13 protein-coding genes are annotated in these 15675 nt (G+C 75.3%); 8 read left to right on the plus strand and 5 right to left on the minus strand.

The genetic code is table 11. The features are described 5' to 3' along the window. The first annotated feature begins 124 nt into the window (after positions 1 to 124). Entirely contained in the window at positions 125 to 1804 is a 1680-nt protein-coding gene (locus KGD84_RS04965; RefSeq protein ID WP_255647055.1) for a serine/threonine-protein kinase, read from the plus strand. A 25-nt stretch (positions 1805 to 1829) separates the two neighbouring features. Then, positions 1830 to 3656: a serine/threonine-protein kinase gene (locus tag KGD84_RS04970; RefSeq protein WP_220564923.1), complete on the plus strand. Its 1827-nt coding sequence runs from the start codon at positions 1830 to 1832 to the stop codon at positions 3654 to 3656. Positions 3657 to 3699: 43 nt separating this feature from the next. On the opposite strand, the gene KGD84_RS04975 is transcribed toward KGD84_RS04970, so the two are convergent. Further along, positions 3700 to 5910 carry a S9 family peptidase gene (locus tag KGD84_RS04975; RefSeq protein ID WP_220564924.1) on the minus strand — a complete coding sequence of 737 codons (2211 nt, stop codon included), beginning with the start codon at positions 5908 to 5910 and terminating at the stop codon, positions 3700 to 3702. Between the two features lie 160 nt (positions 5911 to 6070). Here KGD84_RS04975 and mshB point away from each other — a divergent pair, with 160 nt between their 5' ends. Both mshB and KGD84_RS04985 read left to right on the plus strand, forming a co-directional pair. Then, the gene (mshB, locus tag KGD84_RS04980; RefSeq protein WP_220564925.1) at positions 6071 to 6937 is read left to right on the plus strand and encodes an N-acetyl-1-D-myo-inositol-2-amino-2-deoxy-alpha-D-glucopyranoside deacetylase; all 867 of its coding nucleotides are present in this window, start codon (positions 6071 to 6073) and stop codon (positions 6935 to 6937) included. Next, a complete protein-coding gene (locus KGD84_RS04985; protein ID WP_220564926.1) occupies positions 6934 to 7470 on the plus strand; it encodes a hypothetical protein in 537 nt (178 codons plus the stop codon). Before mshB ends, KGD84_RS04985 begins: the two co-directional genes overlap by 4 nt. 98 nt (positions 7471 to 7568) lie before the next feature. Here KGD84_RS04985 and KGD84_RS04990 read toward each other — a convergent pair whose 3' ends face one another. The 3 genes from KGD84_RS04990 to KGD84_RS05000 all read right to left on the minus strand — a co-directional run bounded on the left by KGD84_RS04990 (position 7569) and on the right by KGD84_RS05000 (position 10577). Next, on the minus strand, positions 7569 to 8606 hold the full coding sequence (locus KGD84_RS04990; RefSeq protein ID WP_220564927.1) for a site-2 protease family protein: 1038 nt from the start codon (positions 8604 to 8606) through the stop codon (positions 7569 to 7571). A 119-nt stretch (positions 8607 to 8725) separates the two neighbouring features. Continuing rightward, on the minus strand, positions 8726 to 10081 hold the full coding sequence (locus tag KGD84_RS04995; RefSeq protein ID WP_220564928.1) for a hypothetical protein: 1356 nt from the start codon (positions 10079 to 10081) through the stop codon (positions 8726 to 8728). A gap of 238 nt (positions 10082 to 10319) precedes the next feature. Continuing rightward, positions 10320 to 10577 (minus strand): putative acetyltransferase, encoded by a 258-nt coding sequence (locus KGD84_RS05000; protein ID WP_220564929.1) that lies wholly within the window; start codon positions 10575 to 10577, stop codon positions 10320 to 10322. Positions 10578 to 10763: 186 nt separating this feature from the next. Between KGD84_RS05000 and fdxA the strand changes: the two genes are divergently transcribed. Continuing rightward, the gene (gene fdxA, locus KGD84_RS05005; protein ID WP_220564930.1) at positions 10764 to 11084 is read left to right on the plus strand and encodes a ferredoxin; all 321 of its coding nucleotides are present in this window, start codon (positions 10764 to 10766) and stop codon (positions 11082 to 11084) included. Positions 11085 to 11251: 167 nt separating this feature from the next. After that, on the plus strand, positions 11252 to 12358 hold the full coding sequence (dapC, locus tag KGD84_RS05010; protein ID WP_220564931.1) for a succinyldiaminopimelate transaminase: 1107 nt from the start codon (positions 11252 to 11254) through the stop codon (positions 12356 to 12358). 76 nt (positions 12359 to 12434) lie between these two features. On the opposite strand, the gene KGD84_RS05015 is transcribed toward dapC, so the two are convergent. Continuing rightward, positions 12435 to 13304: a hypothetical protein gene (locus tag KGD84_RS05015; protein ID WP_220564932.1), complete on the minus strand. Its 870-nt coding sequence runs from the start codon at positions 13302 to 13304 to the stop codon at positions 12435 to 12437. Positions 13305 to 13492: 188 nt separating this feature from the next. Here KGD84_RS05015 and KGD84_RS05020 point away from each other — a divergent pair, with 188 nt between their 5' ends. Next, positions 13493 to 14329, plus strand: a complete 837-nt coding sequence (locus KGD84_RS05020; RefSeq protein ID WP_220564933.1) for a 2,3,4,5-tetrahydropyridine-2,6-dicarboxylate N-succinyltransferase — start codon at positions 13493 to 13495, stop codon at positions 14327 to 14329. A 209-nt stretch (positions 14330 to 14538) separates the two neighbouring features. Further along, complete coding sequence (gene dapE, locus KGD84_RS05025; protein ID WP_220565543.1) at positions 14539 to 15603, plus strand: succinyl-diaminopimelate desuccinylase; 1065 nt, start codon at positions 14539 to 14541, stop codon at positions 15601 to 15603. The last annotated feature ends 72 nt before the right edge of the window (positions 15604 to 15675 follow it).

The following is a 15675-nucleotide window of genomic DNA, read 5'->3' on the forward strand; positions in this document are numbered from 1 at the left end:
TTACGACCGCCCGCACGCGATCCCCCGTCGGCCCCGGGAACCTTTTTCCGGAACTCGGTATCGTAAGGAGCGGTCACGGAAGGTGACCCCCACCCCCTGGAACCGAGCGAGGATCGACGTTCCCTTGAACCACCCCCCGACGCCCCACCGGCCGGGCCCCGTCGGCGTGTCCCCCCTGCAGGCCGGGGACCCCCGCACCGTCGGCCCCTTCCGGATCGTCGGCCGCCTCGGCGCCGGCGGCATGGGCACCGTGTACGCCGCCCTGGACGACCGCGACCGGCGCGCCGCCCTCAAACTCGTCCACGCGATGTACGCGGCCGACCCGGACTTCCGCGACCGCTTCGCCCGCGAGGTCCGGCTGGTGCGCCGCGTCCGGGGCGAGGGCGTGCCGCGCTTCCTGGCCGCCGACACCCGTGCCGGCGTCCCCTGGCTGGCCACCGAGTACGTGCCCGGCCCCACCCTGGACGCCCGGGTGCGCGGCGGCGGCCCGCTGCCCGCCGGGTTCCTCGCCGACTTCGCCCGCGTCACCGCGCGGGCGCTGGCCGGGATCCACGCCGCGGGCGTCGTGCACCGCGACCTCAAGCCCGGCAACGTCATCCTGTCCCCGGACGGGCCCCGGGTCCTGGACTTCGGCATCGCCCGCGCCGCGGAGGAGACCGCGCTGACCCGCACCGGCGCCCTGGTGGGCACCCCGGGGTGGATCGCCCCCGAGCAGTACCGGGGGGAGGCCGCCGGCGACCGCTCCGACGTGTTCGCCTGGGCGTGCATGGCGGTGTTCGCCGCCACCGGCCGCGGCCCGTTCGGCTCGGGCACGGAGGAGGGGGTGATCTCGGCGGTGCTGTCCGCCCCGCCCGCCCTCGACGGCGTCCCCGACGCGCTGCGCCCGGTCCTGGCCGCCGCCCTGGACAAGGACCCGGCCCGGCGGCCCTCCGCCGCGGAGGCGGCCGCGGCCCTGCCCGAGACCGTGGTGGGGCCCTGGGCCGCCGTCCTGCCCCCGGTGGACGCCGTCCCGGAATCCTGGGTGCGGATCGCCCCGCCCCGCCGCCCCTGGGCGCGCCGCCACGGCCGCGTCCTCGCGATGGCCGCCGCCGCTACGGCGGTCGCCGTCACCGCGGCCACCGCGTCCGCCCTGCTGCCCCCGGACGGCCCGGCCGGCGGGGGGACCTCCGGCGGCTCCGCCGCGGAGGACCCCTCGGCCGACCCCGCCCAGGGGACGGCCGCCGACCCGGTACCAGCCGACGTCCCGGAGGAGTACCGCGACCTCTACGAGAACGGCACCGTGGTGGTGGAGCCGGCCTCCGACACCGAGCCGACGGTCGTCCGCTCCCTGGTCGGGGCCGACGGCACCACCCTCGACCAGATGCGGATCACCTTCGCCGGATCGAGCCAGCACACCGGCACCCTGAGGGTCGAGGTCCGGGTGGAGTACCTGCCGGACTTCGGGTCGCTGCGCGTGCACGGACGGGACTTCGCCTGGGTCCAGTACTTCACCGAGGGCGACGAACGGCTCGACTTCGCCAGGTCGAGCGAGGCCGGGCAGTTGGCGGAGACCGGCCCGGACGACCCCGTGGCGGAGTTCTCCGTGAACTTCTTCGGCATCCCCGGGGGGAGGGTCTACTACCTGCCCGACGCCGCCCTGGGCGAGGACCGCAGTGCCCCGGCGGACCAGCCCGGGGGCTTCTGCCACGGCGCCCCCGAGGGCTCGGGGCCGCTCAGGGACCCCTACCCCGGCTTCCCGTACCTGGGCCGCTACGACCCCGCCTTCGGCGGCCAGCCCGAGGGCTGCATCATCAGCCCCACCTGACGACCCCTGCTGAGGAGATCCCCCCTTGAACCCCGACCCCCGCCCCTTCGACGAGAACAGCCTGCCCCCGGGTGCGACCCCGCCCGCCGCCACGGACCCGGAGCGCATCGGCCCCTACCGGGTCGTCGGGCGCATCGGGGCCGGCGGCATGGGCGCCGTCTACGCGGGGATCGACCCCGCGGGGTCCTGCGCCGCCGTCAAGGTCGTCCATCCCCAGTACGCCGCCGACCCGGACTTCCGGGCCCGGTTCGCCCGAGAGGTCTCCCTGGTCGCGAGTGTGAGCGCCACCTGCACCGCGGCCTACTTCGGGGCGGACACCGGCGCCGAGGCGCCCTGGATGGCGACCGAGTACGTGCCCGGCGACACCCTGCGCGTCCACGTCCGCAAGAACGGCCCCCTCACCGGGGGGATGGCGGTCTCCCTGGCCGCGGGCCTGGCCGAGGCCCTGGTGGCGATCCACGCGGCGGGGGTGGTGCACCGCGACCTCAAGCCCGGCAACGTGATCCTGTCGCCGGGCGGCCCCAAGGTGCTGGACTTCGGCATCGCCCGGGCGACCGACGGCACCGCCCTCACCCGTACCGGCGGCCTGTTCGGCACCCCGGGCTGGATGGCGCCGGAGCAGTACAACGGCGTCCCGGCGAGCGACCGCTCCGACGTGTTCGCCTGGGCCTGCCTGGTGGCGTTCGCGGCCACCGGACGCGACCCCTTCGCCGGCGGCCCGGTGGAGGTGGTGGTCCACCGGACCCGCACCGAGGAGCCCGACCTGACCGGGCTGCCCCCGGAACTGCTGCCGACGGTGCGCCGAGCCCTGTCCAAGGACCCCGCCGACCGGCCCACCGCCGCAGAGGTCCTGGCCGAGGTGACCGGGGCGTGGAGCGCCACCCGCGTGGACGCCCCGCCGGCCTCGGACCCCACCCGCGTGGTGCCCGCCATGCTCGCCGCCGAATGGCGCGGCGTGACCGCGGGCGCGCCCGAGCGGATCCGCCGGCCGCGGCGCGCCCTCCTGGTCTCCGCCGGCGCCGCGGGCCTGGTCGCGGCCCTGGTCGCGACGTTCCTCATCGTGCGCCCGGACGGCGGGGAGGCGGACCCCGGCGGGGACCCGGGGGAGGCGGCCCCGGAGTCCGCCGACGCCTCCGAGCCCGCCGGGCCCGCGGTCGCCCGGGACCCGGCGGACGGCGCGGCCGTCATCACCGAGGCCGTCGCCCTGGCGGAGGAGGCGCCGGAGTTCGAGGTGAGCCACTTCGAGCGGTCGGCCGAGACCTTCGAGGACAACTCGAACGTGCTCCTCCGGTACACCGAGGACCCCGAGCCCGTCCGGCAGATGGTCATGAACGCGGGCCCGGCCATCTACTTCACCCTGCACGTCGGGGAGGGGCCCGACGACGTGCTGGCCCGCACCGACTCCAACCTCGTCGGCGTGGTCGAGGGCGACTACTACCGCCCCGGGCCGGACGACCCGGCCACGGAGAGAAACCCGGGCGAGTGGTGGGAGCGTGTGCTCGCCTCGGTGGACGAGGTGCTCGTGGAGGAGGCCGAGATCACCTACCTGGGGGTGGAGCCCACGCCCTACGAGGACTACCCCCAGGAGATGCAGGACGCCTACGACGTGACCGGCCGCAGCGGCCACCACTACACCGGCACCGCGCCCGCCGAGGTCAGGGGCCAGGACACCGAGGTGACCTTCGACGTCTGGGTGGACGAGGAGGGGAACCTCCAGCACTTCCACTCCTACGGGTCCACCGGAGAGATGGAGGAGGACGCCGAGTACGAGCGGATCGCGTTCGTCTTCGGGCAGCCCGTGGAGATCCCGGTCCCCGACGAGTCCGAGATCGCCGCCGCCCCGACCTACTGACCCCGCCGGCCGGGCGCCCCCGGGGCGCCCGGCCCGGGGCCGGTCAGGCCCCGTCGCGCAGGGAGTCCTTGAGGAACTCCACCTGGAGCAGCATCAGGTTCTCCGACACCGTCGGGTCCGACGGCGAGTGGGTCACCCCCGACAGCGGCAGCACCGTGTGCCTGCGCCCCGCCGCCAGCAGCGCCGAGGACATCCGCTGCGTGTGGGCGAACACCACGTTGTCGTCGGACAGGCCGTGGATCAGCATCAGCGGGCGCTCCAGCTTGGCCGCGTCCTCCAGCAGCGAGCTGCGCTCGTACACGCCCGGGTCGTCCTGGGGCAGCCCCAGGTACCGCTCGGTGTAGTGGGTGTCGTACAGCCGCCAGTCGATGACCGGGGCGCCCGCCACCGCGGCGTGGAACACGTCCGGGCGGCGCAGCACCGCCAGCGCCGCCAGGTAGCCGCCGAACGACCACCCGTGGATCCCCACCCGGGAGGTGTCCAGGCAGCCGAACCGCTCCGCGGCGTCCCGCAGCGCGGTGACCTGGTCCTCCAGCACCCCCGAGGCCAGGTCCAGGTGGATCTCCTGCTCCCACTCCACGCCGATGCCGGGGGTGCCGCGGCCGTCGGCGATGACCACCGCGAACCCCTGGTCGGCGTACCACTGGGCGGTCAGGAACGCGCCGCGCGCGTGCAGCACCCGCTGGGCGTGCGGGCCGCCGTAGGGCGCCATGAGCACCGGCAGCGGGCGCTGCCCCTCCCGGAACCAGGACGGCAGCACCAGCGCGCACGGGATGCCCCGCTCGCCCGCCCGCCAGAACTCCACCCGCGGCTCGGGCAGGTCCGGGGTCTCGGCGAGGCTCTCGATGGACCCGAAGGCCCGCCGGGTCTCGGTGGCCGCCCCGCGCACCACCAGGGTGCGCACCCCGGGGAACTCCATCGACCGGTGCTGCACCACGAGGGTGCCGCCGCGCAGCCGCCCCGAGCGCAGGCCGCTGTGGGCGGAGGCGTCGGCCGTCGTCGAGCAGCCGTGCCCGGGCAGCTCGACCGGGGCGGACAGCCCGGTGCCCAGGTCCACCAGCCACAGCGACACGTCGCCGGGCCGGTCGGCGGGCGAGCCCGAGTACAGGATCCGGTCGCCGTCCACGTCCACCACGCCGCGCACGTACACGTCGGCGGGGCTGACGGCGTCGGCGCCCACGAACACCCGGCGCTCGCCGGTCCCGCCCTCGCGGCCGATCCACACCAGGTCGCCCGCGGCGGTGTGGGCGGGGACGCCCGGCATCAGCTCGACCCACACGCCGTCGGTCTCGGTGCGCGTCTCCATGGCCAGCCCGGTCGCGGGGTCGGCGCCGAACAGGGTGAGCGTGCGCTGGTCGCGGCTCTGCGCGGTGAACACCACGGTGGGCGAGCCGTCCGGGCCGGTCGTCCACCCGGCGGTGGCCAGGTAGGGCAGCGCCTCCCGGTCCCAGTCGATCCACACCGGCTCCGGGGCGCCCTCCCGGCGGAACGCGGCGGAGGACGCCACCGGCAGGGCGGCCAGCCGCACCCGCGCGTTGTCGGTGCCCGCCGCGGGGTAGCGCAGAGCGGTGGGCTCCTGCTCGGGGGCGGCCGGGTCGTCCACGTACCAGCGGACCACCGGGGACTCGTCCACCCGGGCGGCCAGCAGCGCCGAGCCGTCGGGCGCCCACCAGAACCCGCGGTAGCGGCCCATCTCCTCGGCCGCGACGAAGTCCGCCAGGCCCCAGGTGACGCCGTCGCCGTCGGGGGAGGCCAGCGCCCGGTCGCCGTGGTCGGGCTCGGCGCCGGCGACGTCGATGACCCGCAGCGCGCCGCCGCTGACGTAGGCGACCCGGTCGCCCGCCGGGCTGATCCGCGGGTCCACCACCGGGGTGGCGGCGGGCAGCTCGCGCGGCTCGGCGCGGTCGCCCACGAGGTCCACGTAGAAGAGCCGGCCGGACAGGGCGAACACGGCGCGGGTGAACGCCTCGTCCACCGAGTACGACACGATGCCGCCGCCGCTCTCGCGCAGCCGCTCCCGGCGCGCCCGCTCCTCCGGCGGCAGGTCCTCGTCGTCGGCCCCGAGCGCGCGCGGGTCGGCGACCACGTGCTCGGTGTCCTCCTCCGCCTCGTGCACCCACAGGCACGTGGCGGTGTCGACGCCGTCGCGCCCTCTCAGGAAGGCGACGCGCCGCCCGTCCGGGGACACCTCGAAGGAGCGCGGGACGCCGATGGTGAAGCGCTGGGTACGTGCCTGTTGGCGAGGAAAGCTCATGGGTCCGATTGTGGCCCACATCTCCGGTTCCCGCGCGGCCCCTGTGGACGGGCGCCCCCGCCCGCGCCCCGCGTCCGTACCCGCTTCCGCGCCGAATCCGCGCCCCACCTGGCCGTTCGGGAGGAATCGCGGGCATGCGGCCGGTATTGTTCACCACGTGGTGACCGACAGACGACTCATGATGGTGCACGCCCACCCCGACGACGAGAGCATCGTCACCGGGGCCACGCTGGCGAAGTACGCGGCCGAAGGTGCCGGGGTCACCCTGGTGACCTGCACCCTGGGCGAGGAGGGCGAGGTCATCCCCGCCGACCTCGCGCACCTGACGGCCGACCGCGACGACACCCTCGGCGACCACCGGGTCGGCGAACTGGACAAGGCCTGCGTCTCCCTGGGGGTGCGCGACCACCGGTTCCTCGGCGGCGCCGGGCACTACCGCGACTCCGGGATGGCGGGCACGCCCTCCGCGGAGCGCCCCGAGGCGTTCTGCAACGCCGACGCCGAGGAGGCCGCCCGCCTGCTCGCGGAGATCGTCCGGGAGGTCCGCCCGCACGTGGTGGTCTCCTACGACGAGTACGGCGGCTACGGCCACCCCGACCACGTCCAGGCCCACCGGATCACCCGGCGCGCCTGTGTGAAGGCGGGGGAGCGGTCGATGCCCGGCACGCCGTGGCAGGTCCGCAAGCTCTACGCGATCGCCCAGCCGGTGTCGGTGATCGAGGCGTCCATCGCCCGGCTCAACGAGGAGGCGGGGCCGTTCACCCCGCCCGCCGCGGTGTCCGACATCGCCCGGGGTACCCCGGACGAGCTGGTCACCACCCGGATCGACGCCACCGACCACTGGGCGGCCAAGGCGCTGGCGATGCGCGCCCACGCCACCCAGATCACGGTGGACGGCGAGCGCTTCGCCCTGTCCAACGACATCGCCCAGGAGATCGACGCGGTGGAGTACTTCACGCTGCTGCTGGGACCCACCCGGCGCCGCGCGGCAGGAGAGTTCGAGACCGACCTCTTCGAGGGCCTGTGAGCGCGGGCGAGGGCGGCGTCCGGCCCGGCCCCGCCCCGGTGGCGGGGGCCTCCCCGGCCCCCTACGAGGCTCCCGGACAGGACGACCCCGTGCTGGCCGCGGTCCTGACCGCGCTCACCTTCCCGGTGCTCGCGGCGTCGGGGGCCGCGGTCGGGCTGCTGTCGGCGACCGGCGCGGGCTGGCTGACCCGCTACTGGGAGGCGGGGCCCCTCGCCCAGGTGCTGGGCGTGGCGGGACTGCTCGCACTGCTGGGGGCCCTGTACGGCCTGTGCCGCCTGTGCGCGTGGGGGGCCCGCGGGGTCTCGGGCGGGGTGGCCTTCTCCCTGGGCTTCGTGGCCGTGGCCATGGTGCTCACCATGTACATGCCGGGCGGCGACATCGTGCTGACCAGCCACCTGCTCCACTACGGCTACCTCTTCGGGTCCATGGTGGTACTGGCGGTGGCGGTGGTGCGCGGCCTGCGGGGGAGCAACCCCTTCCTGGCCGGGCTCCCGGCCGCGTCCTCCCCGGCCGCCCGGAACGACCGGGCCTGACCCCGGGCCCGGGGGCCCGGGCGACGACACCCCGGGTACGACGAAGGGCCACCGCCGCGCGGCGGTGGCCCTTCGCCGTACGTCGCGGGGGCGGCGGCTCAGGCGTTCCAGAACTGGAGCAGCAGCTCGCCCAGGAACACGGTGCCCTCGAACGTCGGGTTGGGCATGACGGTCCGGAACAGCGTGTAGACCGCGCCCACCCACAGGTCCCGCAGGGCCGGGAACCACAGGACGGCGAACACCGCCACGGAGCCGAACAGCGCGTTCACCCGGGCGGCGGACACCCACCGCCGCTCGGGCAGCGCGGCGGCGAGCACCTCGAAGCCGTCCAGGCCGGGGACGGGCAGCAGGTTGACCAGCGCCGAGGTCAGGTTGAGGAAGGCCAGGAACGCCAGCCCGGCGATCGCCCAGTTGGTGGTGTCGTTGCCCGGCGGCACCAGGACCGACACGGTGACGGCCAGCGCGGCGGCCAGCACCAGGCTCGCCAGCGGGCCGGCCAGCGCGACCATCGCCCGCCGCCCGCGCGGGATCCGGTCCCACGCCACGAACGCGGGCGGCCCGTTGAGGCCGAAGGCGCCGAAGCCCAGGTAGAGCACGGGCAGCACGGTCCCGGCGAAGGCGTGCCGGAACCCGAACGGGTTGAGGCGCAGGTAGGCGCCGCCCCGCTGGGAGCGGTCGCCGGCCAGGTGCGCGGCGAGCGCGTGGGCGTACTCGTGCACGGCGCAGGAGACGATCCAGCCCAGCAGGATGAACAGCGGCGGGAGCAGCGGGGTGACGTTGGTGCCCTCGGGGGCCCAGTCCAGCTCCACGGCCCGCCAGGACAGCCACCCGGCGAACACGGTCAGGCCCAGCACCAGCACGAACACCGGGCTGGGCAGGAAGTCGAACACGCCCCCGGAGCGTTCCCCGTCCTCGCCCCCGTCCCCGGGGCCCGAGTCCTCCGCGTCGTCCCCGCCGCCCTCGCCGGGCTTCCCGGCCTCCTTGGCCGGCGCCCCGGTGCCGGGTCCGCGCTCGGCCAGCTCCGGACGGTTGAGGGCGCCCTCGGGCATGCGCTCCCAGGGGTCGGCGGTGTCCGTGCGCGGGGTGTCGGGCGCGTCGGTCGGCTCCGACCCCGGGGCCGGTTCGGGCGTGGGCATGATGCTCCTGCTGGTCGCGCGGGTTGTCCGCGCTCCAGGTTAGGCCCTGCCGGGCACCGGTCCGCAGCGGGTGCCCGGCAGCGGTGCGCCGTTCCGGCCCCCTCCCGCCGGGCCGCCGGTCAGACCACCGCGCGCGGCGCCACCGCCGACTTGTGCAGGCTGGCCAGCGCGAACACCCGCCCGGCGGCGGTCAGCTCCCGGTGGCCGCAGCCGTCGTCCTCGGTGAGCAGCCCCAGCGCGTCCAGCAGCCAGCTCACCGACATCACCATGGCGCGCACCTGGTCGGAGGCGGCCTCGGCGGTGCGCCGGTGCGAGGCGGCGTGCCGCCCCGACGGGCTCTGCGGCTCGGGCGGCGTCCACCCGGACCCGGTGAGCAGCTGCTCGGCGGCGATCATGTCCGACTCCCCGCGCCGGGAGTGCGAGCCGCTGCCCTGCGGGGTGCGCGACAGCAGCATGCCCAGCAGGGTCTCCGCGGCCGCCTGCTCGGGGCCGCCGGTGCGGCACAGGGTCTCGGTGGCGGCCCGCCACATCTCCTCGGGGTCGGCGCGCAGTTGGCGCCCGCGCCGGGTCAGCACCAGGCGGCGGCCGGACCTGCGCACCACCCGCATCCCCCGCATCATCTGGTGCAGGGCGATCAGCTGGGTGGCGTCGGTCTCGCTGCGCGGCGGCTCGGGGGAGGTGCGCCAGCCGAAGTCCTCGCACATCGACCGCACCACCCCGGGGGAGATGTAGCCGATCTGGGTGAGCGCGATCCCGTCCTCGGCCAGGTCCAGCAGCCGCTGGAGGGGGGCCATGGCGGTGTCGGCGGTGCGCGGCACGTCGGCGCCGGCGATGATCCGGCCCACCAGCGGCCACAGGTGCCTGCGGTGGGGGTGGGCGGGCGAGGACAGCCAGGCCCGCACCCGTTCTTCGCGGATCCGGTCCAGGTGGCTGAGCCCGCGGTCGTCGGGCCGGGTCAGGAAGGACCGGGTGAACCGCTCCTGGGCGTGCCGCCAGCCCTGCTTCCCGGGCCGCACGTCGCCCAGGACGATCGCCAGCTCCAGCGCCGAGGCGGTCTCCTGCCGGGCCCGGATCTCGGCGTCGCCGACCACGGTGCCCCAGGTCAGCTCGGGCAGGTCCGGCGGCTCCACCCCGGACTCCCACATCAGCCGCTCGTACACGGCCACCCCGGCGCCGTGGTCCCTCTCGTGGGCCGACAGCAGGTGGGCGGTGGCCGGGGCCGCGCAGATCTGCGCGTACCGGTGCAGCTGGAGCAGGGAGAACAGCGAGCCCAGGGCGCGCAGCGCGGGCTCCCGGTCGGCCCGGGAGAACCGGGCGGGCAGCTCGAACCAGCAGAACCGCTGGACGGCGTGCTGGTTGAGGCCCTCCAGGTCGTTGCCCGGAGCCAGCGTGTCCAGGGCCTGCCGGGCCATCTCCGCCGACCGCCCGTCGCGCCGGGCCAGCTCGGCGAGCGCGGACGCTACTGCTTCACCCATGGACGGCGCCGACCTCCCCGAAACCCCGTGGTTGGCGCCCGCGTGTCCGCCGGGGGGTGCCGTCGGGGGCGCGGTACTTCGCGGTGCTGCGTGGTCGCGGACGGCAGGGGGCGGCCGTCGGGACTGAGCCTGTCCTACCCCGGTGGGGCCGAAGAATGCCTCCGGGCGGACGCGACATGCACGTGCGTTCGCCCGGCGCACACCGCGGACGGGCAGGTCGGCCGCCGCCGGGCGTCCTTCAGGGGGTGCGCCCGGGGGCGCCGCCGCGCCGCCGCGGGGCGGCGTCGGGGACGACACGGCTGGCGGCGATGGACGACTCCTCGACGCGCGCCTGACGGCCGTCGCGCCGGCGCACGGTCAGTACGCCGCCGTCCCATGACTCCAGCACCCCGACGATATCGGTGAAACCCCCGTCGGGGAGGTGGATTCGGACGGAGACCCTGCTGCCCGTGTCCTCCCGGGTGATCCGGTGGACCAGGCGGCCCGCCATGTGCAACGCGCCCCCCGAATGTGCGACGACTCGCCTTCGCCGCCATACTAGGACCACGACATCTGTGCCAATCGTTCGCAGAGGCCGGGAGCAGGGTCCTGGGCGCCCGCACGCCGGACCGCGCCGACCGGCTCCTCTGCGAGGTCCCCGCCTCCCCCGTGGGAACGCGGGGGTGAGATCAAGGAGTACGACGTGACCTACGTCATCGCGCAGCCCTGTGTTGATGTGATGGACAAGGCGTGCATCGACGAGTGCCCCGTGGACTGCATCTACGAGGGCGAGCGCAGCCTGTATATCCACCCGGACGAGTGCGTTGACTGCGGTGCGTGCGAGCCGGTCTGCCCGGTCGAGGCCATCTACTACGAGGACGACCTGCCCGAGCAGTGGTCCGACTTCTACAAGGCCAACGTCGAGTTCTTCGACGACCTCGGCTCCCCGGGCGGCGCCTCCAAGGTGGGCAAGATCGACCGCGACCACCCCCTCGTCGCCAAGCTGCCGCCGCAGGCGGAGTAGCCCGGCCCTTCCGGTCCGCGCCGGTGCGTCTCCGTGGCGCAGAGGACGTCCCCGCGCGCGACCGCACCGCCATCGCGCCGATCCCCCCGTCCCGGGAGGGTCGGCGCGATGCGTGTCAAGCCCAGCCCCGGGCCGCGACGGCCCGGACGACCCGATGGAGACGCGAGATGACCCGGCGGCCCGTGACGGACAGGCTTCCCACCTTCCCGTGGGACCGGCTGACCCCGTACAAGAAGATCGCCGCGGATCACCCCGACGGCATCGTCGACCTGTCCGTGGGCACCCCCGTGGACCCGGTGCCGCCGGGCCTGCGCGCCGCGCTGGCCGACGCCGCCGACAGCCCCGGCTACCCGCTGACCTGGGGGACCCCCGCGCTGCGGGCCTCCATCACCGGCTGGCTGGAGCGCCGCCACGGGGTGAGCGTGCCGGAGGAGGGCGTGCTGCCGACGGTCGGCTCCAAGGAGCTCGTCGCCTGGCTGCCCACCCTGCTCGGCCTGGGACCGGGCGACACCGTCGTCCACCCCGAGCTGGCCTACCCCACCTACGACATCGGCGCCCGCCTGGCCGGGGCGACCCCGGTGGCGGCCGACGGCCTGACCGCCCTGGGCCCGGCCCCGGTGCGGCTGCTGTGGGTGAACTCGCCGAGCAACCCGACCGGCCGCGTCCTGGGCGTGCCGCACCTGCGCAAGGTCGTCGCCTGGGCCCGCGAGCGCGGCGTGATCGTCGCCTCCGACGAGTGCTACCTCGACCTGGGCTGGGAGGGCGAGGCCCCGGTCTCGATCCTGCACCCGGACGTCAGCGACGGCTCCCACGAGGGCCTGCTCGCGGTGCACTCCCTGTCCAAGCGCTCCAACCTCGCGGGGTACCGCGCCGCGTTCGTGGCCGGCGACCCGGCCCTGGTCCAGGAGCTGCTGGCGGTGCGCAAGCACGCGGGGATGATCGTGCCCGCCCCGGTCCAGGCCGCCATGGGCGCCGCCCTGGACGACGACGCGCACGCCCTGGAGCAGAAGGAGTGCTACCGCGCCCGCCGGGACCGGCTGCGCGCCGCCCTCACCGGCGCCGGCTGGCGGATCGACCACTCCCAGGCCGGGCTGTACCTGTGGGCCTCCCACCCCGACCACGACGCCTGGGGCGCGGTGGAGCACCTGGCCGAGCGCGGCATCCTCGTGGCGCCGGGCGAGTTCTACGGGCCCGCCGGCGGCGCCAGTGTCCGCGTGGCGTTCACCGCCACCGACGAGCGCGTCGGGGCCGCCGTCGCCCGCCTGTCCGCCTGACCCGCGCCGCGGACGCCCCCGGGGCGCCCCGGCCCGCCGTCCCCGGCGCGGCCGGGGCACCCCGTGGCACCGGGGGTCACTCCAGGACGAGGACGCCCCTGGTGTCGGAGACGCCGGTCTGCCACTCGGCGGAGTCCCCGGTGCCGTCGGAGGCGCGCCACACGCGGTCGTTGTAGGCGACCGAGGTCAGCCCGTACTCCTGGGCGTGGGCGACCGCCCACAGGGCCATCGCCCAGCCCCGGTCGCCGGTGGCCGCCTCGGGGGTGTCCGCCAGCGCCGCGGGCTCCACCCCGAACACACGCGCCAGCTCCTGCTCCGCGCCCGCCACGTCGGCCTCGCCCGAGGTGAGCGACTCCAGGGTCTCGCGGTCGTACCAGCAGGTCAGCGCCGGGCCGCGGGTTCCGGTGAACACCTCGTTCATGCGCTGCGACAGCTTCTCGTGCTGGTCGTAGGCGAAGCCGTCGGCGCTGCGCTGCACCGCCTGGGCGGCCTCGAACACCGGCCTGGTCTCCCAGCCGTCGACCTCCACCAGGGCGTCGTAGAAGGCGCGGCTGGAGTACACCGGGTCGAGGATGTCCTCGGGGTCGCCCCACTCCTGCGAGGGGCGCTGCTGGAACAGGCCCAGCGAATCCCGGTCGCCGTACTCCAGGTTGTAGAACGCGGTCTCCTGCCACACCGTGGCATAGGCCACGGTCACGGCCTCCGGGGGCAGGTCCATGCTGAACGCCACCCCGCCGACGGTGGTCGCGCTCACGGCCTGTTCGACCTTCATCGAGTACTTGCCGTCGGACAGGTCCAGACGGCACATGGTCTCGGGCTCGGGCTCGGTCGTGATCGGGTCCACGCTGGTCATGACGTAGTAGCCCCCGGCGACGAGGGCCCCACACACGACGAACAGCGCGAACAGGATCTTGACGAACGCGGAGAATCTACGGCGCTTTGGCAACGGAGGACCATCGGCTAGGCAACAAGGGACGAGGCGGTCCGCGCCGTGCCGGGGAGACAGGCCGTGCGGCGCTTCGGGCGCATTGTAGTCAACGCGGCCCCGGACGTGCTCCGGCCGAGGCCGCCCGGGCACGCCGACGGGGGAGCCCGGGGCCCCGGGACGCCCGGAGGACTACTAACGTGGAACCCATGACCAGCTCCTACTCCAGCCCGCTGCCCGACCGGATCGACGAACTCTGGGAGCGGCGTTCCGAACTGACCCCGGGCCACACCGAGGCGCGCGAGATCATCACCTCCGCCATCGACCAGATCGACGAGGGCAAGGCCCGGGTGGCCTTCGTCGACCCCGCCACCGACGCGGTCGTGGTCGACGAGCGCGCCAAGCGCTCCATCCTGCTCGGTTTCAAGGTCCTGGACATGAAGGAGTCGCAGGTCGGCGACTTCTACCACCACGACCGCATGCCGCTGAAGACCCGCTTCGACGGTGTCCGCGTCGTCCCCGGCGCCATCGCCCGCTGGGGCTCCTACCTCGCCCCGGGCGTCGTGCTCATGCCGTCCTTCACCAACATCGGCGCCTACGTCGACTCCGGCACCATGGTCGACACCTGGGCCACGGTCGGCTCCTGCGCGCAGATCGGCCGCAACGTCCACCTGTCCGGCGGCGTGGGCGTCGGCGGCGTCCTGGAGCCCCCGCAGGCCTCCCCGGTGATCATCGAGGACGACGCCTTCCTGGGCTCGCGCAGCATGGTCGTCGAGGGCGCCCGGGTGCGCACCGGCGCCAAGCTCGGCGCGGGCACCATCCTCACCTCGTCGACCCGCGTGTTCGACGCCGAGACCGGCGAGGAGCTCGCCCGCGGCGAGGCCCCGGCCTGGTCGGTGTGCGTCACCGCCAACCGGGTCAAGAGCTTCCCCGGCGGCGACTTCGGCATGCCGGTGCTGCTCGTCCTCAAGCGGCTCGCCGAGGGCCAGGAGCACGACAAGCTCGCCCTCAACGACCTGCTCCGCGAGCACGGCGTCAACGCCTGACCCGCGGACCCCGGTCCCGTACGGGGCGCCCTCCCGCCGGGGGCGCCCCGTCCCGTTCACCCGCGCTCGGGCGGCCGCTCCCGGGGCTCGGCGCGAGCGCCGAGCCGCACGAGGGCACCCAACGGACACGCCCTAGGCTGGTGAGCCGCAACGCCCTGCGGTGCCCGCCCGCGCCGCGCACCACGACCATGGAAGACGGGGACGCCCTCATGCTCGACCTGACCTCGGACGTCGCGGACCTCGCCGCCGCACTCGTGGACATCCGCTCCGAGAGCGGCACCGAGAAGATCCTCGCCGACGGGATCGAACGGGCGCTGTCGGCGCTGCCCCACCTGACGGTGACCCGCGACGGCGACGCCGTCGTCGCCCGCACCGACCTGGGCCGCGAGCGCCGCGTCGTCATCGCCGGCCACATCGACACCGTGCCCATCGTCGACAACGTCCCCTCCCACGTCGACGGCGACCGCCTCTACGGCTGCGGCACCTCCGACATGAAGGCCGGGGTCGCCGTCCAGCTCAGGCTGGCCGCCCTGGTCGCCGAGCCCGTGCACGACGTCACCTACGTCTTCTACGACAACGAGGAGGTCGACGCCGAGCGCAACGGCCTGCTGCGCCTGTCCCGCAACCACCCCGAGTGGCTGGCCGGGGACTTCGCCATCCTCATGGAGCCCACCGACGGCGTCATCGAGGGCGGCTGCCAGGGCACCATGCGGGTCGAGGTCGTCGCCAGGGGCGAGCGCGCCCACAGCGCCCGCTCCTGGATGGGCGTCAACGCCATCCACGGCGCCGGGGCCGTCCTGGACGTGCTGCGCGCCTACACCCCCCGCGAGCCCGAGGTGGAGGGCCTGCGCTTCCACGAGGGCCTCAACGCCGTCTTCATCGAGGGCGGGGTGGCCGGCAACGTCATCCCCGACGAGTGCGTGGTCAAGGTCAACTACCGGTTCGCCCCCGACCTGTCCGTGGCCGACGCCGAGGCGCACCTGCGGGAGGTCTTCGACGGGTTCGAGGTGCGCCTGGCCGACGCCGCCGCCCCCGCCCGGCCCGGCCTGGACCACCCCGCGGCGGCCGCGTTCGTCGACGCGGTGGGGGAGGGGCGGGCCCGCGCCAAGCTGGGCTGGACCGACGTGTCGCGCTTCTCCGAGCTGGGGGTGCCCGCGGTCAACTACGGCCCCGGCGACCCGACGCTCGCCCACACCCGCGACGAGTACGCCGAGATCCCGCGCATCCGCGAGGCCGAGGAGCGGATGGTCGCCTGGCTCACCGGGGCCCGCTGAGCCGTCCGGTCCGGGACGGGCCCGCCCTCCCGGGAGGGAGATGGCCGCCAGTGGCCACCACCGGTCCACACC

It is taken from the genome of Nocardiopsis changdeensis (assembly GCF_018316655.1).
Classification (GTDB): domain Bacteria; phylum Actinomycetota; class Actinomycetes; order Streptosporangiales; family Streptosporangiaceae; genus Nocardiopsis; species Nocardiopsis changdeensis.

Coding starts and splice junctions, on each gene's coding strand:
- KGD84_RS04975 (WP_220564924.1), bottom strand. CDS start 5,910: ATGAGCTTTCCTCGCCAACAGGCACGTACCCAGCGCTTCACCATCGGC.
- KGD84_RS05020 (WP_220564933.1), top strand. CDS start 13,493: ATGACCAGCTCCTACTCCAGCCCGCTGCCCGACCGGATCGACGAACTC.
- dapC (WP_220564931.1), top strand. CDS start 11,252: ATGACCCGGCGGCCCGTGACGGACAGGCTTCCCACCTTCCCGTGGGAC.
- KGD84_RS04995 (WP_220564928.1), bottom strand. CDS start 10,081: ATGGGTGAAGCAGTAGCGTCCGCGCTCGCCGAGCTGGCCCGGCGCGAC.
- dapE (WP_220565543.1), top strand. CDS start 14,539: ATGCTCGACCTGACCTCGGACGTCGCGGACCTCGCCGCCGCACTCGTG.
- KGD84_RS04990 (WP_220564927.1), bottom strand. CDS start 8,606: ATGCCCACGCCCGAACCGGCCCCGGGGTCGGAGCCGACCGACGCGCCC.